The following is a 19,701-nucleotide window of genomic DNA, read 5'->3' as shown; positions in this document are numbered from 1 at the left end:
ACTAACTACTCCAGCAGCGCCGCATACACCAGGTTCCTAAACAGCGGCCGGTAGTAGTCCCGCTGGTTGGGTGCCTGCAGCATCATCAACGCGAAGAAATCCTTGGCTGGGTCCACGAAGAACGTCGTGCCCGCTATGCCGCCCCAAAAATACAAGCCCTTGGAGCCCGCCTGTGCGGCGATGCCCTCCTCCAGCCGCACGGCAAAGCCCAGGCCGAAGCCGTGGCCAGGTGGCAGTAGTTCGCCGGAACGCCCTGCGCGGTGCACGCCGATTGACCCTAAGTGGTCGGCGGTCATGTAGCGCACGGTGGCTGGGCTGAGAATGCGTTGGCCATCCAACTCGCCACCATTTAGCAAGCATTGCAAGAAGCGTGCGTAGTCAGCAGATGTGGATGCCAGCCCTGCCCCACCGGCCTCCATGGCCACTGGCTTGCGCAAATCGATCAAGCGGGGGGTGATGCCGCCGTCTGGGTCTTTCTCAAACGGCTCCGCAATACGGTGGTGTTTGTCAGGCGGCACCACAAAACTGGTGTCGACCATGCCCAGCGGGCCCAGGATGTTGCCGTGCAAAAACTCGCCCAGGGGTTGGCCACTAACCACCTCCACCAAAGCGCCCAGCAGATCGGTGGCACGGCTGTATTCCCACACTGTGCCCGGCTCGAACATCAGCGGGATAGCGGCCAGCGCTTGGGAAAATTCGCGGTTGGTGCGCCCACGTGAGGCCAGCTGGGCCTGGGCATATTGGCGTTGGATGGGTTCGCTACCCAAAATCTCGTAGGTCAGCCCGGCGGTGTGACGCAGCAGGTCTTGCACGGTGGGCGCGTGGCGCGGTCGGTGCTGCACTGCGCGGCCGTGGATGGCGGTGGTGAGCTTGACGTCTTCAAACTCGGGCAAATACTGGGCCACTGGGTCGCTCAGCAAGAGCTGGCCGCGCTCCATGAGCATCATCACGGCCACCGAGACGATGGGTTTGGTCATGGAGTAGATGCGAAAGATCGAATCCTGCGCCATGGGCACACCGTTGGCCGGGTCTTGTTGGCCCACGGTTTCGTGCAGCAGCACCTGGCCGTGGCGCGCAATGAGAGCCACCGCGCCTGGCAGGCGGGCCCGGGCGACTTCGGCCTGCAAGACCTCGACCAGGTTGCGGGTGCGCTGGGGGCAAAAGCCCAGGTCTTTAGCCGATCCCAGGGGGAGATGCTGGGCTGTGGTCACGAGCAGGCCCCGGTTTGACCATAGCGTGCACGCGCCAGGGCCGCACCTTGCGCCAGCGCTTCCAATTTTTTAAGCGCCACCTCGCGACTCATGGGCGCCAGACCGCAGTTGGTGCAGGGGAACAAGCGGTCCCTGGGCACATGTTGCAAGGCCATGCCGATGGTGTCGGCAATTTGCTCCGGGGTTTCGATCACGTCGCTGGCCACGTCGATTACGCCCACCATCACGTCTTTGCCTTTGAGCAGATCCATCATCTCGGGCGGCACATGGGAGTGGTAGCACTCCAGGCTGACCTGCTGGATAGAGCTGGCTGCCAGCGCGGGGAACACCTGCGCATACTGGCGCCAATCCTGACCCAGGGTTTCTTTCCAATCGGTATTGGCCTTGATCCCATAGCCGTAGCAAATGTGCACGGCAGTGGTGCAGGTCAATCCTTTGACGGCGATCTCCAATGCCTTGACGCCCCAGTCTGCCGCATCTTTCATATAGACGTTAAAAGCGGGTTCATCGAACTGGATGATGTCCACCCCATCGGCCTGCAAGGCCAGCGCTTCCTGGTTGAGCAATTCGGCAAAAGCAAAGGCCAAGGTCTTGCGGTCACCGTAGTAGTTGTCAGCCACGGTGTCCACAATGGTCAGCGGGCCGGGCAAGGTGAATTTAAGCTTTCTCTGGGTGTGGGCGCGGGCAAGCTGTGCCTCAAACGCATGCACCCGACCCTTCAAACGCAAGGGAGCCACGACCTGGGGCACCATGGCCTTGTAGCGGTCGTTGCGGATGCCCATCTCGACCTTGTGCGCAAAGTCGATGCCCTCGACCTGCTCCAGAAAGCCATGCACAAAGTGCTGGCGCGATTGTTCGCCGTCGCCCACGGTGTCCAGCCCCGCATCCTCCTGCGCCTTGATCCACAACAACGTGGCGTCGGCCTTGGCCTGTTGCAGCTCGGCTCCGGCCAGCTTCCACTGCGGCCAGAGCTTCTCGGTTTCGGACAGCCAGGATGGCTTGGGCAAACTGCCCGCAATAGCGGTTTCAAACATGTTTGTCTCCGATTAAACTGGTTTGGTAAGCTGGCAATTTTGCACCGCAATGCAGGCAATAGTTAGCTTCAGCGGAATGCCCTTCGGTCAGGCACTCATGGCAGGTTCGCGTGGTGGGCACTTCGTGGCGGCGCTGGCTGGTCATCTCTGCGGTCACGATGCCGGTGGGCACCGCCAGTGTGCCCCAACCCAGCAGCATCATGAGCGAGGCAATCAGGCGCCCCAGGTCGGTTTTGGGCGTGACGTCACCGTAGCCCACCGTGGTCATGGTGGTAATGGCCCAGTACACCGACGCGGGGATGCTGGTGTAGCCGTTGTCCGGCCCTTCCACCACGTACATCAGCGTGCCCATGACCAGCACGATCATCATCACGGCAGAGATAAAGACCAGAATCTTGCGCCGGCTGGAGCGCAGTGCATTGCCAAGCGACTGGTATTCGACCACGTAGGCGGTGAGCTTGAAGACCCGAAACACCCGCAACAAACGCAACACGCGCACATCAATCAGCGCATGCACTTCTGGCACAAACAGGGCAATATAGGTCGGGAGCAAGGCAGCCAGGTCAATCAGACCGTAGAAGCTCAGTGCGTAACGCAAGGGGTGACGCACACAGACCAAACGCGCCACGTATTCCAATGTAAAGGCCAGGGTAAACAGCCACTCCAGAAATAGAAAAGCGCGGCTCCAGGCTCCGGATAGATGTTGCACGCTGTCCACCACCACCAACAGCACGCTGGAAAGGATGACGGCAATCAGCCACTGGTCAAACAGCCGCCCGGCGCGCGTGTCGGCCTCAAAAATGATGGTGTAAATGCGTAAACGCCAGCCCGTGAGGGGCTTTCCCAGTGACTGATCCCTACTGTCGCTCATTTCATCCCTTCTGACTCCTGCAACGTGCGCCACATGACTTTACCCGCTCCGCTCTTGGGCAAGGCATCGACAAACTGCACCACGCGGGGCACTTTGTAGACGGCCATGTTCTCTCGACACCAGTCGGCGATTTCCTGCTCGGTGACCAGATCGCGGTGGCTGGGGCGCAATACGACCACAGCCTTGACGGATTCGCCACGGTAGCTGTCGGGGGTGGAGATGATGCAGGCCTCGGCGATGGCCGGATGGCGGTACATCAGCGCCTCCACCTCGGCCGGCCAAACCTTGAAGCCCGAGGCGTTGATCATGCGCTTGAGCCGGTCGGTCAGGAAGAAGTAGCCGTCTTCATCCACCATGCCGATGTCGCCCGAGCGGAAGAAGCGCTTGCCATCCATCTCAAAAAAGGCCGCCTCGGTGGCCTGTGGGCGCTTCCAGTAGCCCTGAAACACCTCGGGCCCATGGATGACGATCTCGCCGGATGTGCCCTGCGGCACCTCTTGCAATGTGTCGGGATCCACCACGCGGGCGTCAGTGCCCATAAAGGGAATGCCCAGGCATTGCTGCTTGGGCGCGTCTGGCGGGTTGCTGTGCGAGGGTGCGGCGGTTTCGGTCAGGCCATAGCCTTCCACATAGCGCAGGTCGTACTGTTCCAGCAGGCGCTGGGCCACGGCTTGGGGCATGGCGGCACCGCCACCGCCGATATACACCAGGCTGGAGAGGTCGTAGCTGGCAAAATTGGGGCTACTCAACAGGTCGATCACCATGGTGGGGATGTTGGTCCAGTGGGTGACTTTTCTGTGCGAGATCAGGCGCCCGGCCAGGTCGCGGTCCCAGCGCGGCATGATGACCAGCGTCGCGCCACCACGGATACTGGTGTGCATGACGCTGACCATGCCGGTGATATGGAACATGGGTACCACCACCAGCACCACGTTCTCGGCCGAACCATTGCCCCATATGCCACTGGCCACCGCGTTGTGCATGATGCTGGCGTGGGTGTGCATGCAGCCCTTGGGCAGACCAGTGGTGCCGCTGGTGTAGGGCAGTATCGCCAAGTCAGCCGGGCCCACCTGCAGGGCAGGTAGCTCGCCACCGGCGGCCAACGCCTGTGTCCAGTCCAGCACCTGTCCGCCCTGCAGGGTGGGCGGCAAGTGGCGCGTTGTCAGCCAGGGGTTCCAGGCCGTGGGCGGTGCGTCGTCACCGGTCGTGTTGACGTCAAAGGCGTCGGTGAAGTGCGTGATGATCAGGTGCGACAGGTGGGTCTTGGCGTCCAGCGCATTGCTGGCTTGGGCCAATTCGGCGGCGAGATCAGCGGTGGTAATGGCGACCCGGGCGTCGGGGTCGGTGATGTAGTGTTTGAGTTCTTCCGTGCGGTTCATGGGGTTGACCGGCACCACCACCGCATTTGCACGCAAAATGGCAAAGTGGGCAATCACCAGCTGCGGGCAGTTTTGCATGCACAGCACGACCCTATCACCCTTTTCGACCCCTAGCCCTCGCAAACACTGCGCAAGTTGCTCTGATTTTTGTAGCAACTGAATATATGTCAGAACCGTACCGAAAAATACCAACGCTGCCTTGTTGGGGTAACGGCGCGCGTTGGTCTCCAGGTTGTCCCACAGCGAGGTGACGGGAAGGGTAATGGCATGCGGTAGCCGTTTGGGCCAGAACTTGTAATGGGCGCGCACCGGAACTCCTAGAAAAGAATCGATGGAGCAAGCCTAGCGTGCAGTCTTGCAACCCGCATCCGGGTAGCCCCCCGGAACGGCGGCTTTGAGTCACGTGGGCGACGTACGGCTTCGCGTTGTATCGGATCATGCAAATCTTGCATCGTTGCTGCGTAGAAACCCATGGGCGCGCTTTCCCGCAAAAGGCTAACATCCATGGGTTGCTTGTGGGGCTGTTGCGTGCAATGCGCTGCTTGGCTTTGAACTCAACACTTACCGAATACCTTTTTAGGACTAGACATGAAAAAACATTTGTTTGCCCTCGCGACGGCCTCAGTGGCCGCATCTTTGTTGACATTTGGGCAAGCTGCCCTGGCCGCCGACACGCTGGCCAAGGTAAAGGCTTCGGGAACCATCACCATGGGCGTGCGCGACTCGTCCGGTGCACTGTCTTACACGCTGGGCGATGGCAAGTACGTGGGCTACCACATCGAGATCTGCCAGCGCATCATCGGAAACGTTGAGAAGGCCATTGGCAAGAAGCTGGAAGTCAAATACCTGCCTGTCACGTCCCAGAACCGCATTCCCCTGGTCCAGAACGGTACCGTTGACATTGAGTGCGGCTCCACCACCAACAACCTGGCCCGTCAGAAGGACGTGTCCTTCGCATTGACCGCGTATGTGGAAGAAGTACGTATTGCGGTTAAGGCCAATTCCGGCATTACCTCCATCACCAACCTCGCGGGCAGGACTGTGGCAACTACCACCGGCACCACCTCGGTGCAGATTCTGCGCAAGCATGAGCGCGCCAACGGCGTTGACTTCAAGGAAATTTTTGGCAAGGACCACTCTGACAGCTTCTTGCTGCTGGAGTCTGGCCGCGCTGACGCGTTCGTGATGGATGGCCAGATTCTGGCTGGCAACATTGCCACCGCCAAGAACCCTGCCGACTTCAAGATCGTGGGCGAAGTACTGAGCGTGGAACCCATTGCCATCATGTTGAGCAAGGACGATGCTGCCTTCAAGAAGGTAGCTGACGACACCATTCGTGAACTGCAGAAGTCTGGCGAACTGGCCAAGATTTATGACAAGTGGTTTGTCCAGCCCATCCCACCGAAGAACACACGCGTTGGTCTGCCTGCCAGCGACGCGACCAAGGCCGCTTGGGCTAATTTGAACGACAAGCCCATGGAAGACTACGCCAAGAAGTAAGGCGAAAACTCCAACATCAAAGAACCCGCTTGCGCTTTGGCCCAGGCGGGTTTCTTTTGGACATTTGCGGTTGATCAGTAATGAGTGAGGGGCTTCTATGACATGGGATTGGCATGTATTTCTGAATGACGATGGCAGTGGGAGAACCTACTTTCAGTGGATGATGGAGGCATGGGGCTGGACCTTGTCCGTGGCCGGTGGTGCCTGGGTTATCGCCATGATCACGGGCGTGTTTTTTGGCACCTTGCGCACGTTACCCAACAGCCCCTGGCTGGTACGGCTGGCAAATGTCTGGGTCGAGCTGTTTCGCAACATCCCCGTGCTGGTGCAAATCTTTCTGTGGTACTTCGTGGTGCCCAAGATGTTCCCCTCCATGCAGCGCATTCCCAGCAGTATTCTGGTGATTTTCGCCCTGGGCTTTTTTACCTCGGCGCGCATTGCCGAACAGGTTCGCGCTGGCATCCAGGCACTGCCACGCGGACAACGCTATGCAGGCTTGGCCTTGGGATTCACTACCGCCCAGACTTATCGTTACGTACTTCTGCCCATGGCGTTTCGGATCATCTTGCCGCCACTGACCAGTGAATCGATGAATCTGCTGAAAAACTCTTCGGTGGCGTTTGCCGTATCGATTGCCGAACTCACCATGTTTGCCATGCAGGCGCAGGAAGAGACCTCGCGGGGCGTGGAAATCTACATCGCTGTGACCTTCCTGTATGCCATTTCGGCCTTTGCCATCAACCGGATCATGAGTTTCGTCGAGAAAAAGACGCAAATTCCCGGCTATGTAGTGGCTGGCGCCGCTGGAGGTCACTGACATGGGCGGACTCGACCTGACTTTTGTAAACTGGGACATCATCAGTAAGTTCGTACTGGGTGGCCTCATGTTCAGCGTCAATTTGACGATTGTGGCCACCGTGGGCGGCATCCTGTTTGGCACGATGCTGGCGCTGATGCGTCTGTCTGGCATCAAGCCCATGACCCTGTTTGCCACCCTGTACGTCAATACCATGCGCAGCGTGCCTTTGGTGATGGTGATCTTGTGGTTCTTCCTGCTGGTACCGCTCATCACTGGCAAAGCCGTTGGTGCAGAGCTGTCGGCAACCATCACGTTCATTGCCTTTGAGGCTGCTTACTTCAGCGAGATCATGCGTGCCGGCATCCAGTCCATTCCACGTGGCCAGGTGTATGCCGGTCAAGCACTGGGCATGACCTACACGCAAAACATGCGTCTGGTGATCCTGCCCCAGGCTTTTCGCAACATGCTGCCTGTGTTGCTGACACAGACCATCATCCTGTTCCAGGATACGTCCCTGGTTTACGCCATTGGCGCCAACGACCTGCTCAAAGGCTTTGTCACCGCGGGCAAGATCTATGGCCGCCCTGAAGAGGCTTACCTGATGGCCGCCATTGTTTACTTTGCCGTGTGCTTCAGCCTGTCGGTGCTGGTGAAACGCCTGCAAAACAAGATCGCCATCATCCGCTAATTCATTAACCCATTGAGACTCCAAAATGATCCGAATTGAAAACATCTCCAAGTGGTATGGCCCGGTCCAGGTGCTGAACAATTGCTCAGTCACCATTTCCAAAGGTGACGTGGTGGTGGTCTGCGGCCCCTCGGGCTCGGGCAAATCCACACTCATCAAGACCGTCAACGGCCTGGAGCCAGTTCAGGAAGGCAAAATTTTTGTGGATGGCACCGAGTTGCAAGCATCCACCACCAACCTGCCGCAGTTGCGCAGCAAAGTCGGTATGGTGTTCCAGCACTTCGAACTATTCCCCCACCTCAGTGTGACCGAAAACCTGACCATCGCCCAGATCCGGGTGCTGGGTCGCTCTGCCGATGAGGCCAAGGTCCGCGGCCTGAAGATGCTCGACCGGGTGGGCCTGATGGCCCACAAGGACAAGTTCCCCGGACAACTCTCTGGCGGTCAGCAGCAGCGTGTGGCCATTGCACGGGCCCTGTCCATGGACCCGATCGTGATGCTGTTTGACGAACCCACTTCCGCTCTGGACCCCGAAATGGTGGGCGAGGTACTGGATGTGATGGTGACTCTTGCCAAGGAGGGCATGACCATGATGGTTGTCACCCATGAAATGGGCTTCGCCCGCAAGGTGGCCAACCGGGTGATCTTCATTGACGTGGGGGGCAAGATTCTGGAAGACTGCACCAAAGAAGAGTTCTTCAGCCATCCCGAGAATCGCCAGACACGCACTAAAGATTTCCTCAGCAAGATCCTCCAGCACTGAGCCAGTCAGCGTCAAAATCGGCACACTGTCGCCAGCGTAAACCCTGATGCTAAGGCCAGGGAACTGGCGCTACAGTTCAACAAACCGAGTCATTCGCTGGTGTCCTTGCTTAAGTTGTGTAAAACCTGTTTGTTACTGGAGTACTTACTGATGAAATTGAATACCGTAAAAGTCGCAGCCACCGTCGTGGCCTCTCTGGGCGCCCTGTTGGCAGCCCCTGCACACGCAGGCAAGACACTGGATGGCATCAAGACCCGAGGCCAAATCATCTGCGGTGTGCACACCGGCCTGGCTGGCTTTTCCGCGGCCGACTCCAACGGCAAGTGGAATGGCCTGGATTCCGACATCTGCCGCGCCATTGCCGCCTCCACCCTGGGTGATGGAGATAAGGTGAAATATGTCCCCCTGCCCGCCCAGGCACGCTTCACCGCCCTGCAGTCCGGAGAGATCGATATCCTGTCGCGCAACACCACCTTCACACTGACGCGCGACGCGTCGCTCGGCTTGAACGACACCGTCGTAACCTATTACGACGGCCAAGGCTTCATGGTGCCAGTCAAAAGCAAGATCAAGAGCGCCAAGCAGCTCAAGAACCAAACCGTGTGCGTGCAGTCCGGCACCACCACTGAAAAAAATCTGACCGACTACTCCAAAACCAACGGTCTCAACATCAAACCTGTCGTGTTTGAAAAGCTCGAAGCCGTAGAAGGCGCTTACTTCTCGGGGCGCTGCATCGCCTACACGACAGATGCATCTGGCTTGGCTGCCGTGCGCAACAAATCTGCCAAAGATCCGGCTGACCACCTCATCCTGCCAGAAATCATATCCAAGGAACCCCTGGGCCCCATGGTTCGGCGGGGTGATGACGAGTGGTTTGCCATCGTTAAATGGGTGATCTACGGTCTGCAGGAAGCTGAAGAGTATGGCGTCACGGCTGCCAATGTGGATGATCTGAAGGTCACCAGCAAAGATCCCGTGATCGGTCGCCTGCTGGGCACTACCGAAGACACTGGCAAGTTGCTGGGGTTGGACAAAGACTGGCTGGTTCGCGCGATTAAGACCACAGGCAATTACGGCGAAATTTTCGAACGCAACGTTGGCCCCAAATCTCCACTGCAACTGCCACGTGGCCTGAACAACCTTTGGAACAAGGGTGGTCTGGTCTACCCATACCCAGTCCGCTAAAGCCCACCGCCGTGGTCGTGCATACCATTGCATGACCTATTTTGCAAGGGTAGCCGCAGAGTAGACCTGGGCTGCCCTTTTTCATTGGAAACACGTTTGAACAGTCATGAAAACCTGCTGATATGAGCGGCCAGACCCCCCCCAAAAAGAAACCCATGTCCTGGCGAAGCCAGGCATTTCGTGGCTTGGTTTACCAAATCCTGGCGGTCACTGCCATTGCGCTGTCCGTCTGGTTTTTGGCCCACAACACGGCCACTAACATGCGCGTACGGGGCATTCAAAGCGGGTTCGACTTTCTGACAAGCGCAGCAGGCTTTGATATTGGTGAAAGTCTGTACCCCTTCGATTCCGGCGAACCCTACTGGCGCGCGTTCCTGGTGGGCGTCACCAACACGCTGCGCGTCGCGGTGCTGGGCATTATTCTCACGACGCTGCTGGGCACCTTGATTGGGGTTGGTCGTTTTTCACGCAATGTACTGGTACGCGGCCTGTGTATCACCTATGTCGAGATTTTCCGCAATGTGCCCGTGCTGCTTCAGCTGCTAATGTGGTATCTGCTGTTTACCGAATTGCTGCCACCTTCCACCGAGCCGGTGGTGTTGGGGCCACTCTTTCTTAGCAAGGGGGGGTTGAATTTTCCCATTCCCATTTGGGGTGTCGGCCAAGCATGGGCCGCCTTGGGGCTGCTGGCGGGACTCCCGCTGGCCTGGCTGGTCCGACGCAGAGCTGTCCAAGCGTTTGAACGCACGGGGCGTCCTGGCAGCCAATTCTGGCTACCTTTGCTCGTGGTGCTGGCGTGCGGCGTGGTGGGCTGGTTACTGGGGGGGGCACCAACTGCCTTTGATAGCCCCAAGCAGGGCGAGTACGCCATTGAAAATGGGGGTGCGCTGACACCTGAGTTCCTGTCCGTATTGCTGGGCTTGACCATTTACACAGCGGCGTTTGTAGCCGAAGTGGTGCGCAGCGGTGTCAATTCGGTTCCTAGGGGGCAGGGCGAGGCCGCCAGCGCGCTGGGTCTGTCACCTGCACAGGAAATGCGCCTGGTCATGTTGCCGCAGGCGCTGCGCGTGATCATTCCACCCATGACCAACCAGTACCTCAACCTCACCAAGAACTCCTCACTGGCAGTGGCCATTGGCTACCCCGATGTGGTGTCCATCGCCAATACCGCTATCAACCAAACCGGGCGGGCGGTGGAGTGCATTTCGGTGATCATGCTGGTCTACCTCAGTACCTCGCTGGCAACTTCGCTGCTCATGAATTGGTACAACGCCCGCGCGGCGATCCAGGAACGCTAACCATGGCCGCCCAAACCTTTCAACCTATCGCTCCCCGCCCGGCACCCATCAAGACCGAAGGCCTGGTGCCATGGATACGCGCCAACCTGTTTGGCAACTGGCAAACCTCGGTGGGTACCATCGTGCTGGGTGGTTTTTTACTGTGGATATTGCCCCAATTGTTCAGTTGGGCGCTGTTGCGGGCAGAGTGGCGCCCCGATCCCAATGCCTGTCGCCTCGATGGCGTGGGTGCCTGCTGGGGTGTGGTGGCAGAGAAATACCGCCTGATCCTTTTCGGTCGCTACCCCTTTGAAGAACAATGGCGCCCCCTGGTGGCTACGGCGCTAATGCTCTTTCTGATACTGGGCAGCTGTACACGTGCCTTTTGGAAGCCCTGGCTGGTCCTGCTTTGGCCGGTTGTGCTGGCTGTCTACTTTGTCATCATGTACGGTGGCGTAGCGGGCCTGAGCCGGGTCGATACCGACCGCTGGGGTGGCCTGCCCCTGACCATCCTGCTGGCGTCGTTGTCCATGGCCATGGCCTTTCCGATTGCACTTGTCGTGGCCTTGGGCAAACGCTCCAACATGCCAGCCATCCGCAGTGCCTGCACGGTGTATGTAGAGCTGATCCGAGGGGTACCACTAATCTCTGTCCTGTTCATGGCTTCATTCATGTTCCCTCTGTTCATGCCACAGGGTTTCACAATTGATGTGCTGATTCGGGTGCTGGTGGGCATCACACTGTTTGCAGCAGCCTACATGGCCGAGGTGATTCGTGGCGGCCTGCAGGCGATCCCGAAGGGCCAAGTGGAAGCTGCAGCCACGCTGGGACTGTCGTACTGGCAAACACAGGGCAAGATTGTGCTGCCGCAGGCACTGGCCATGGTGGTGCCAGGCATCATGAATGGATTTATCTCGACCTTCAAAGACACGTCCCTGGTCACCATCGTGAGTCTGTACGAACTCACGGGAGCCATGGGCCTGGCCTTGAACTCCGATGGGGACTGGCGCCCCTTCAAGATTGAGGGCTACCTCTTCATCGCGTCCATCTATTTCATCTTCTGCTTCTCCATGTCGCGCTACAGCATGTGGATCGAAAAGCAGGTCAACAAGTCCAAGTTGCGCTGAGAAACCCCATGTCAGAACCCATCATCACCTTCGATAAAGTCAACAAATGGTATGGCAATAACTTCCATGTGCTGCGCGACATTGACCTGTCCGTCGCCAAAGGAGAACGGATTGTCATCTGCGGACCATCCGGCTCGGGCAAGTCCACACTGATTCGCTGCATTAACCGCCTGGAAGAGCACCAGCAAGGCCGCTTGGTGGTGGACGGCGTTGAGCTAAGCGATGACGTGAAGGCCATCGACCAGGTCCGCAAAGAAGTGGGCATGGTGTTCCAGCAGTTCAACCTGTTTCCGCACCTGACCGTTTTGGAAAACCTGACGCTGTCACCGATGTGGGTGGGCAAGCTGCCCAAAAAAGAAGCCGAAGCCAAGGCAATGGAGCAGTTGGAACGCGTACGCATTGCCGAGCAAGCCGGAAAGTATCCGCTGCAATTGTCAGGCGGTCAACAGCAGCGCGTGGCCATTGCGCGTGCCCTGTGTCTTACACCGAAGATCATGCTGTTTGACGAGCCCACCAGCGCGTTGGATCCGGAGATGATCAAGGAAGTGCTGGACGTGATGATCGAACTGGCCAACCAGGGTATCACCATGATTTGCGTGACCCACGAAATGGGCTTTGCCAAGGCCGTTGCCGACCGCGTGATTTTCATGGACCAGGGCCAGATCGTGGAGCAAAACACGCCCCACGAGTTCTTCAATAATCCCCAGAACGAACGCAGCCGGGATTTTCTGTCAAAGATCCTGGGACACTGATTCAAACGTAGTCAGTGATCAGAAAGCGCCGGGTCTTGATCCAGTATTCCCAGGTGTAGCCCGGCCACAGGGTGTCGATATGGCCATCGGCGTTCTGGTACCAGCTCTTGCAGCCGGAAGCCCAGACGGTGCCCTGCATCTTGTGCTGCATCTGCGCGTACTCGTCTTGTTGCACGTCGGGACGCAACCGCAATGCAGTTTTCCCACTTTCACGCAGGCCCTGGACGGCGGCAACGATGTAGCGTACCTGGCACTCGATCATGAAGATGATGGAGTTATGCCCCAGCCCGGTGTTGGGGCCGACCAGTAGAAATAAATTGGGGAACCCTGCTACCGTAATGCCCAGCCGTGTAGCCGCAGGCTGCTTACGCCAAAGTGCACCCAGTTCGGGGGGATCGAGGGCGCTGGAACTGGCCTCGCCATACACCTCCAGGGGAGCCACAAACTCGGTGGCCTTGAAACCAGTGCCCCACACAATCACATCGCACGGATACAACACGCCATCGGCTCCCACCACGCCTTGGGGCGCAATGCCCGCTACGGCTTGTGTCTGCAGTTGGACATTGGCGCGCTGCAGGGTCGGAAACCAGGTATTGGAAATCAGCAGGCGCTTGCAGCCCGGTGCAAAGTCCGGCGTGAGTGCCTGGCGCAAGGCCGGGTCGTTCACTTGGCGGCGCAGATGGTGCATGGCCAGCGCCCGCAACAGGTCCTGGATGCGCTTTGAGCCCATGAAGCCACGGCCAACCATTTCATTGAACCAGTACACCCGCCAGCGACTCAGCCGTTGCAGGCCGGGAATGTAGCGGTAGGCCCAACGGCGCAGGAGACCGTGGGGTTGGTCCCAGCGCGGAACCACCCAAGCTGGCGTGCGCTGGAACACATCCACATGCGCGGCGTCTGGAGCAATTTCTGGCACAAACTGGATAGCACTGGCCCCTGTGCCGACAACGGCAATGCGTTTTCCCTTGAGATCCACGTCATATCGCCACTGGCTGGAGTGAAACGCCACGCCACCAAAATTCGCCACGCCTGGAATATCGGGAATCAAGGGCTTGTTCAGTGGCCCCGTTGCAAGCACCACATGGCGCGCCAGCATTGGCTCCTGCCCGGTGATCTCGATCTGCCAGCACTGCTGATCAACGAGCCAACGCATCGCCTGAACCTCAGTCTGAAACCGGATCAGCGTGCGCAGGACGTAGTCATCGGTCACCCGCAGGATGTAGTCCTGGATTTCCTGCTGTTGGGGATAAGGCCGTGTCCAATGGGCGTTGGGAGCGAATGACAGGGAATACAGGTGCGAGGGTACGTCGCATGCACAGCCAGGGTAAATGTTGTCACGCCAAGTGCCACCCACTTCGGCATTGCGCTCCAGGATCACCAGCGAATCGACACCGCTGCTGCGCAGTTTGATCGCCGCGCACAGTCCACCAAAGCCCGCACCAACAATCGCCACATCGAGTTGCTTCATACAAGCAAGTTAACACAGCGGCCTCTCCCGTCAAGGCCTCTCCGCTCAGTCCCTCGAAATCACTTGGGTAAGTCACCTGCCGCAGTCGAGACACCCGGTCCCAGGCGATTCGAGGTCCAGCGCAACAGATCTATCCACATTTGGCGCATCTCCGCATCTTTGGGAGTACGTGAAGCGTTCGGCAATTCAATTGTGACCACTGGCACACCCTTGTGGATACCACCATAGTTACCCAGCGAGCCCGGAAAGATACCGACCTGATCCAGGTACAGACGCCCCAGCCGACTGGGCGGTGCAGTTGGGCCGTCGAAGTCCAACACACCGTAGGGCGCGTGCACGCTGACTATCAAGTTTGGCTTGAAACTGTCCATTTGCTCCAGCAGAAAACGCGACTCAGGCTCTGACAACGGCTTGTTGCCTGGCCAGCGGCGCGGGTCGCGGCGCGTGCGCCCTTCCCAATACTGGCGGGCATCACGTGCCCAGTTGGGCGTTGGGAAGTTGCGGTTCAGGTCCACCCCGTGGGCATTGACACGGCGGGCGGGCTTGGCAAACATGCCATCGGGATTCAGTGCAGGAATAAAGCGCCAGTGAATAGGCAATGGCGTGTCAGCTGTCGGCGTCTGCGCCATGGCAATCCAGTGGAACACCAGGGAACTGGAAGACATTTCATCGCCATGGATGGCGCCAAGCACCAATACGCGCAGACGCGCATCGTTGGCTCGGACGTCTCGCCCCCAGATGGGACGCCCCAAGACCGAGCGGGCCTGCATGTCTTGCAACTGCGCGGCTTCGCACAGCAGACGATTGACATTCGGGATTTTTGCAGAATAGTCAGCGCATGACCTCATGGGCATTGCGTGACACGCTATGCTTACCGTAGCAATTGCGAACAAAAACACAGCGGGAAATAACATTCATCCATTGTAGGACGCCCCTGTGACAGCCGCGGTTGTTGGCGGGTGGGTCAGCAGGTGGGCGCCGATTCGGTTAAATTTGGGGATGCCTTTGACAGTCGCGCCCCAGCAGGCCCTTCCACCGCACTTTTCCGCAACCGAATTTCGGGAGGCTTTGGGCATGTTTGCCACTGGCGTCACGGTGGTGACGGCGCGCGACGCCCACGGGAAATTCGTTGGGCTCACTGCCAATTCGTTCAACTCGGTTTCGCTGACACCACCGCTAGTGCTCTGGAGTCTGGCGCGTTCAGCCGGCTCCATGGCGGCCTTTTGCGCAGGCTCACACTACGCAATCAATATCCTTAGCGCCGACCAGCAAGAATTGGCCGTGCAGTTTTCCGCACGCGGTCGAGACCGCTTTGCCGGCGTGGCGTTCACACAGGGCAGCGGTGGTGCACCACTATTGGACGGTGCGGTTGCCACCTTCGAGTGTTTCAACCGCAGCCGCTACGACGAAGGCGACCACGTCATTTTTGTAGGTGAAGTAGAACGCTGCAACCACCGGCCCGGGGCCTCGCCCTTGCTGTTCCACGGTGGCCGGTTCTATGCGGAGCATCCGCTGTAGCCCCGCAGCTCAATAGGTGGTATTTACGCTGTTACGCAATGCCATCTGCGCCACGGCATTCAGGGCGCCGTCAACCACAGGGCGATCCGAAATCACCCGCACATGACCGGCTGCGACCAGCTTGTCGCCAGAACGCCGCGTCATGGATTGGGTCGCCCCCTGCGCGTTGGTAAAAAGGAACAGGGTGCCGTGCGGGCTGGCCCAGGTGAGTTGGGTGCGGACCCATTGGTCTTTCACCCACAACTCAATCCAGGATCCCAGGGCCAGACTGCTAAGTGCGGGGACTTCCGTCGGCTCTTGGGAGGTATGCTGACCATCTTGAAGCAGATCTGGTACATACACTGGCGCAGATGAGTCGCTGGTGGCATCCGGCAAATCCATGAAGTTTGACGCCAGGGCTTCCTGGGGAGCCAGCCAGGGGTTGCTATCGTCCACCAGATAGGATCGCTTGGCCGGCACAACCGCATCCACCGCGGGCTGCGCCTGCAGGGGCGCGGGTGGCGCCTTGGCCGCGCGAAACGCCGCCTGGTGCAGACCCATGAGGGCCTCCAGGAAAACACTGGTCTTGGTCCCTGGGTAGCGAATGGTCTCCAGACCTTCACGCAAATTAGCCAGCAACAAGGGCACCAGGCGAGTCAGTTTGGCAATATCTTTACGGGTTAGCTCTGGGTGGGCACTCCACAGCAGAGCCGAGATGACGGCATGGTACTTGTCTGCGGCACCTTCGGACGAGGCGCCACCCATACGGGCAAAGGCTACTACCTGGGCCCACGGTCCACACAGAAAATCCATAACAACGTCTGGCACCTGTACCGCCTCGGGATGGTCGGCAATCTCGCGGCCAATTTCTTCGGCCAGGAGATTGCGCTTTTCGGCCTGTTGCAGGGCCTGCTTGGCCAGTTCCCGACTCTGAGCACTGACCAACGCAGCCTGTGCCCAGGCGTTCTGCAATCGCTGCAAAACTTCCTCAAAGGGTTCGGCGTCCTCAATCGCGGCCTGCTCCAGTGGCGCAATGGCCTGGGACACCCCAGACAAAAATTCTGTAAACCCGCTATCCTGAGTCGATGCATAGGCTAGGCTGTGGCTAGCCACTTCCTGCACCAACATCCGTGCGGGGTGCTGCTTGTTGGAAAACAGACGCGGGTCAACCAAAGCCAAGCGTAGCAACGCAGGCTCCAGACGCCGAATCAATTGCTGGACAGGAGTGAGCAGCCGCGGATCATGGGCGATGTTGTCCACCATCAGGGAAACCACTTCAAGGCTCAGTGTCTGCGCCAACCCATGGGCTTGGCTGCGCAAATGGGCTCGTATCGCTTCAATGGTGGTCTCACCAGCTGGACTTTCAGCAGCTGTGCTGCGGCGGTGCTGAATGCGTTGAACAAAGGCGTCTACCTGCTTGAGTTCGGTCAAGGCCTCCAGGGCTGCCGGAACGGTCGCGTCAAAATCGGTGACATGGGCATCCGACTGAAAATCGCCCTCTTCAAACTCTTGGGAAAATTGCTGTGCAAAGCGCTCCTTGGCGCTCAGGGCCGACGGCGCTTCCAGTTCCCCGGCCAATAGCCGGCGCAACTTGTCCAGGGTCAAAAGGGTATTGTCTTGTCCCATAGTCGGCGCCACCAGTCCGGTAGCCGCAGGCTTCTGTCCCAACTGTGCTGCGACAGCGGTCGCCACCGTTGCGGGCTGCTGGTACAGGCCATGCGCAACCCCACGCCCAACTCCCAGGCCGCTGGGGGCCGGCACCACGGCATAACCCGCAGCAACCACACCCTGCCCACGCAAGGCGGCACACAGCTGTACATACAGCGCGCGCAACTCTTGACCCAACGTAGTGCCCATGGCTACCAGCCAGTCGAGCTGGGTTTCGGGTGGCAATTGCGTTTGCTCGACCACTGCCTGCAAGGCACTGATGTAAACCTGCGGGCGCAGTGGATTGCGCTCGGCGTTGACCGCAACCAGGCCCAAGGTACTGCAAATCAAGGTATTGAGTTCTGCTAAGCTGGCTTCCGCCGCCAGCATCGCAACCTGTTGGGTACGAGCCAAAGTGACGCTGGTTTGCACCTGCACCTCGTCCATCAGCTCAAGTTCATCAAATGCGACGTCTGCAATGGATTGGGTACCCGCTTTACGGGTCGCGTCCGGATTGGCAAATGCGTCCAGCAGGGCCTGCGGGTAGCGCTTGCACAGTTCGGCCTCCCAGTTTCGCAAATGCTTGGCTGAGGTTGCCAGCGCATCGCGTTCGCGTAGTTCCCTGCAGGCTGCCTCGCGGGTCTGCAATTGGGTCCGGGCAGCGGCCACCAATTTGCCCATGAGCAAGCTGCCGCCAGCGGCAGCCTCTTGCACCGTAGACTGGTACAGCGCCTGGTACTGCGACGAAGTGGGCGAGCGTGCCACAGACATGGCAATAGTCCTGTGCGGGCTTACTTGAGCGCCTTGAAGCGCATGCGGTGCGGTCGCGCGCCCTCTTCGCCCAGGCGCTTCTTCTTGTCGGCTTCGTACTCCTGGTAGTTGCCGTCAAAGAAGGTCCATTGGCTATCACCTTCGGCCGCCAGGATGTGGGTGGCGATACGGTCCAGGAACCAACGGTCGTGGCTGATGACCAGCATGGTGCCGGCAAACTCCAGCAGCGCGTCTTCCAGGGCACGCAGGGTTTCCACGTCCAGATCGTTGGATGGCTCATCGAGCATCAGCACGTTGCCGCCCGCAATCAGCGTCTTGGCCAGGTGCAAACGTCCACGTTCACCACCGGAGAGCATGCCGACCTTCTTTTGCTGGTCGGCACCATTGAAGTTAAAGCGCCCACAGTAGGCGCGGCTGGCCATCTGGAATTTCCCTACGTTCAAAATGTCCAGCCCACCCGACACGTCTTCCCACACCGTCTTGTCGTTGGACAGGTCGTCGCGGTGTTGGTCGACAAAAGCCATCTTGACGGTTTGACCGATTTTGACCTCGCCAGAATCAGGTTTTTCCTTGCCGGCGATCAATTTGAACAGCGTGGATTTACCGGCACCGTTGGGGCCAATGATACCGACGATGGCGCCGGCCGGGATCTTGAAACTCAGGTTATCAATCAGCAGGCGGTCACCAAAGGATTTGCTGACGCCAACGAACTCGATCACTTCATGGCCCAAACGCTCGGCTACCGGGATGAAAATCTCGTTGGTTTCATTGCGCTTTTGGTATTCGAAATCGCTCAATTCCTCGAAGCGTGCCAAGCGGGCCTTGCTCTTGGCCTGACGTGCCTTGGGGTTCTGGCGCGACCACTCCAACTCTTTCTTCAAGGCCTTGGCGCGCGCTTCTTCACCCTTATTCTCGGCCTCCAGACGGGCGCCCTTTTGCGTCAGCCAGTCAGAGTAGTTGCCTTTGTAGGGAATGCCAGAGCCGCGATCCAGTTCCAGAATCCACTCGGCGGCGTTGTCCAGGAAGTAGCGATCGTGGGTGATGGCCACCACGGTGCCAGGGTAGCGCTGCAGGAACTGCTCCAGCCAGTCCACGGATTCGGCGTCCAAGTGGTTGGTGGGCTCGTCGAGCAACAGCATGTCGGGCTTGGAAAGCAGCAATCGGCACAGTGCGACGCGACGCTTTTCACCGCCGGACAACACGCCAATATTGGCGTCCCAGGGTGGCAAGCGCAGCGCATCGGCTGCGATCTCTAGCTGGTGTTCGGAGTCGGTTCCCGCCGTGGCGATGATGGCCTCCAACTCAGCCTGTTCGGCCGCCAGGGCATCAAAGTCAGCATCTTCGGCACCATAGGCGGTGTAAACCTCTTCCAGACGCGCCTTGGCGGCAAACAGCTTACCCATACCGGCTTCCACACTCTCGCGCACAGTCTGGGTGGGGTCCAACTGGGGTTCCTGGGGCAGGTAGCCGATGTTCAGCCCTGGCATGGGGATGGCTTCGCCTTCGATGTCCTTGTCCACGCCGGCCATGATCTTCAACAGGGTGGACTTGCCTGATCCGTTGGTGCCCAACACGCCAATCTTGGCACCTGGAAAAAAAGACAGGGAGATGTCTTTAAGAATATGCCGCTTGGGCGGCACAATCTTGCCGACGCGGTTCATGGAATAAACGTATTGGGCCATTGTTCAACGATATTGTGGGGTGGAAATACCGCATTATCGACTGCCCCACC

At 58.8% G+C, this 19,701-nt stretch carries 17 protein-coding genes; 9 read left to right on the top strand and 8 right to left on the bottom strand.

Features of this window, described 5'->3' with window-relative positions:
- Positions 1-5: 5 nt before the first annotated feature.
- Genes IPI80_RS12705 through IPI80_RS12690 form a run of 4 tightly spaced genes read right to left on the bottom strand, consistent with a single transcriptional unit; the run spans position 6 to position 4,804 of the window.
- A complete protein-coding gene (locus IPI80_RS12705) occupies positions 6-1,211 on the bottom strand; it encodes a serine hydrolase domain-containing protein (RefSeq protein WP_413860612.1) in 1,206 nt (401 codons plus the stop codon).
- Positions 1,208-2,245 carry a methionine synthase gene (locus IPI80_RS12700; RefSeq protein ID WP_413860610.1) on the bottom strand — a complete coding sequence of 346 codons (1,038 nt, stop codon included), beginning with the start codon at positions 2,243-2,245 and terminating at the stop codon, positions 1,208-1,210. The genes IPI80_RS12705 and IPI80_RS12700 overlap by 4 nt, the downstream gene beginning before the upstream one ends.
- The gene (locus tag IPI80_RS12695) at positions 2,238-3,116 is read right to left on the bottom strand and encodes an ion transporter (RefSeq protein ID WP_413860608.1); all 879 of its coding nucleotides are present in this window, start codon (positions 3,114-3,116) and stop codon (positions 2,238-2,240) included. Before IPI80_RS12695 ends, IPI80_RS12700 begins: the two co-directional genes overlap by 8 nt.
- Positions 3,113-4,804 carry a long-chain fatty acid--CoA ligase gene (locus tag IPI80_RS12690; protein WP_413860606.1) on the bottom strand — a complete coding sequence of 564 codons (1,692 nt, stop codon included), beginning with the start codon at positions 4,802-4,804 and terminating at the stop codon, positions 3,113-3,115. The genes IPI80_RS12695 and IPI80_RS12690 overlap by 4 nt, the downstream gene beginning before the upstream one ends.
- A gap of 279 nt (positions 4,805-5,083) precedes the next feature.
- On the opposite strand from IPI80_RS12690, the gene IPI80_RS12685 reads away from it, so the two are divergent.
- From IPI80_RS12685 to IPI80_RS12650, 8 genes are all read left to right on the top strand, one after another.
- Positions 5,084-5,995 carry a transporter substrate-binding domain-containing protein gene (locus IPI80_RS12685; RefSeq protein ID WP_413860604.1) on the top strand — a complete coding sequence of 304 codons (912 nt, stop codon included), beginning with the start codon at positions 5,084-5,086 and terminating at the stop codon, positions 5,993-5,995.
- A 97-nt stretch (positions 5,996-6,092) separates the two neighbouring features.
- Entirely contained in the window at positions 6,093-6,812 is a 720-nt protein-coding gene (locus IPI80_RS12680) for an amino acid ABC transporter permease (RefSeq protein ID WP_413860602.1), read from the top strand.
- Between the two features lies 1 nt (position 6,813).
- On the top strand, positions 6,814-7,482 hold the full coding sequence (locus IPI80_RS12675; RefSeq protein ID WP_413860600.1) for an amino acid ABC transporter permease: 669 nt from the start codon (positions 6,814-6,816) through the stop codon (positions 7,480-7,482).
- 25 nt (positions 7,483-7,507) lie between these two features.
- Positions 7,508-8,245, top strand: coding sequence for an amino acid ABC transporter ATP-binding protein (locus IPI80_RS12670; protein ID WP_413860598.1), 738 nt, complete (start codon positions 7,508-7,510; stop codon positions 8,243-8,245).
- 150 nt (positions 8,246-8,395) lie between these two features.
- The gene (locus IPI80_RS12665) at positions 8,396-9,430 is read left to right on the top strand and encodes an amino acid ABC transporter substrate-binding protein (protein ID WP_413860596.1); all 1,035 of its coding nucleotides are present in this window, start codon (positions 8,396-8,398) and stop codon (positions 9,428-9,430) included.
- 155 nt (positions 9,431-9,585) lie between these two features.
- Complete coding sequence (locus IPI80_RS12660; RefSeq protein ID WP_413860594.1) at positions 9,586-10,728, top strand: amino acid ABC transporter permease; 1,143 nt, start codon at positions 9,586-9,588, stop codon at positions 10,726-10,728.
- A gap of 2 nt (positions 10,729-10,730) precedes the next feature.
- Entirely contained in the window at positions 10,731-11,834 is a 1,104-nt protein-coding gene (locus IPI80_RS12655) for an amino acid ABC transporter permease (RefSeq protein WP_413860592.1), read from the top strand.
- 8 nt (positions 11,835-11,842) lie between these two features.
- Entirely contained in the window at positions 11,843-12,586 is a 744-nt protein-coding gene (locus IPI80_RS12650; RefSeq protein WP_413860590.1) for an amino acid ABC transporter ATP-binding protein, read from the top strand.
- Position 12,587: 1 nt separating this feature from the next.
- Here IPI80_RS12650 and IPI80_RS12645 read toward each other — a convergent pair whose 3' ends face one another.
- Entirely contained in the window at positions 12,588-14,054 is a 1,467-nt protein-coding gene (locus tag IPI80_RS12645; protein ID WP_413860588.1) for a flavin-containing monooxygenase, read from the bottom strand.
- A gap of 59 nt (positions 14,055-14,113) precedes the next feature.
- Positions 14,114-14,902, bottom strand: a complete 789-nt coding sequence (locus IPI80_RS12640; protein WP_413860586.1) for a M14 family murein peptide amidase A — start codon at positions 14,900-14,902, stop codon at positions 14,114-14,116.
- A 226-nt stretch (positions 14,903-15,128) separates the two neighbouring features.
- Between IPI80_RS12640 and IPI80_RS12635 the strand changes: the two genes are divergently transcribed.
- A complete protein-coding gene (locus IPI80_RS12635) occupies positions 15,129-15,572 on the top strand; it encodes a flavin reductase family protein (protein WP_413860826.1) in 444 nt (147 codons plus the stop codon).
- A 9-nt stretch (positions 15,573-15,581) separates the two neighbouring features.
- Here the strand turns inward: IPI80_RS12635 and IPI80_RS12630 are convergent, their stop codons facing one another.
- Together IPI80_RS12630 and ettA are read right to left on the bottom strand one after the other, a co-directional pair.
- Positions 15,582-17,969: a DUF1631 family protein gene (locus IPI80_RS12630; protein ID WP_413860584.1), complete on the bottom strand. Its 2,388-nt coding sequence runs from the start codon at positions 17,967-17,969 to the stop codon at positions 15,582-15,584.
- A 20-nt stretch (positions 17,970-17,989) separates the two neighbouring features.
- Positions 17,990-19,651 carry an energy-dependent translational throttle protein EttA gene (gene ettA / locus IPI80_RS12625; protein ID WP_413860582.1) on the bottom strand — a complete coding sequence of 554 codons (1,662 nt, stop codon included), beginning with the start codon at positions 19,649-19,651 and terminating at the stop codon, positions 17,990-17,992.
- Between the last annotated feature and the right edge of the window lie 50 nt (positions 19,652-19,701).

The sequence above is a fragment of the Candidatus Aalborgicola defluviihabitans genome, assembly GCF_016705985.1.
GTDB lineage: Bacteria > Pseudomonadota > Gammaproteobacteria > Burkholderiales > Burkholderiaceae_C > Allorhodoferax > Allorhodoferax defluviihabitans.
Note: the sequence above shows the minus strand (reverse complement) of the source record. Positions and strands in the feature narration are given on the sequence as shown.

Bases quoted from the DNA above. Each gene is read 5' to 3' on its own strand.
- IPI80_RS12645 (WP_413860588.1), bottom strand. From the start codon at position 14,054: ATGAAGCAACTCGATGTGGCGATTGTTGGTGCGGGCTTTGGTGGACTG.
- IPI80_RS12655 (WP_413860592.1), top strand. From the start codon at position 10,731: ATGGCCGCCCAAACCTTTCAACCTATCGCTCCCCGCCCGGCACCCATC.
- IPI80_RS12670 (WP_413860598.1), top strand. From the start codon at position 7,508: ATGATCCGAATTGAAAACATCTCCAAGTGGTATGGCCCGGTCCAGGTG.
- IPI80_RS12630 (WP_413860584.1), bottom strand. From the start codon at position 17,969: ATGTCTGTGGCACGCTCGCCCACTTCGTCGCAGTACCAGGCGCTGTAC.
- IPI80_RS12680 (WP_413860602.1), top strand. From the start codon at position 6,093: ATGACATGGGATTGGCATGTATTTCTGAATGACGATGGCAGTGGGAGA.
- IPI80_RS12640 (WP_413860586.1), bottom strand. From the start codon at position 14,902: ATGAGGTCATGCGCTGACTATTCTGCAAAAATCCCGAATGTCAATCGT.
- IPI80_RS12685 (WP_413860604.1), top strand. From the start codon at position 5,084: ATGAAAAAACATTTGTTTGCCCTCGCGACGGCCTCAGTGGCCGCATCT.
- ettA (WP_413860582.1), bottom strand. From the start codon at position 19,651: ATGGCCCAATACGTTTATTCCATGAACCGCGTCGGCAAGATTGTGCCG.
- IPI80_RS12665 (WP_413860596.1), top strand. From the start codon at position 8,396: ATGAAATTGAATACCGTAAAAGTCGCAGCCACCGTCGTGGCCTCTCTG.
- IPI80_RS12660 (WP_413860594.1), top strand. From the start codon at position 9,586: ATGTCCTGGCGAAGCCAGGCATTTCGTGGCTTGGTTTACCAAATCCTG.
- IPI80_RS12700 (WP_413860610.1), bottom strand. From the start codon at position 2,245: ATGTTTGAAACCGCTATTGCGGGCAGTTTGCCCAAGCCATCCTGGCTG.
- IPI80_RS12695 (WP_413860608.1), bottom strand. From the start codon at position 3,116: ATGAGCGACAGTAGGGATCAGTCACTGGGAAAGCCCCTCACGGGCTGG.
- IPI80_RS12635 (WP_413860826.1), top strand. From the start codon at position 15,129: ATGTTTGCCACTGGCGTCACGGTGGTGACGGCGCGCGACGCCCACGGG.
- IPI80_RS12675 (WP_413860600.1), top strand. From the start codon at position 6,814: ATGGGCGGACTCGACCTGACTTTTGTAAACTGGGACATCATCAGTAAG.
- IPI80_RS12650 (WP_413860590.1), top strand. From the start codon at position 11,843: ATGTCAGAACCCATCATCACCTTCGATAAAGTCAACAAATGGTATGGC.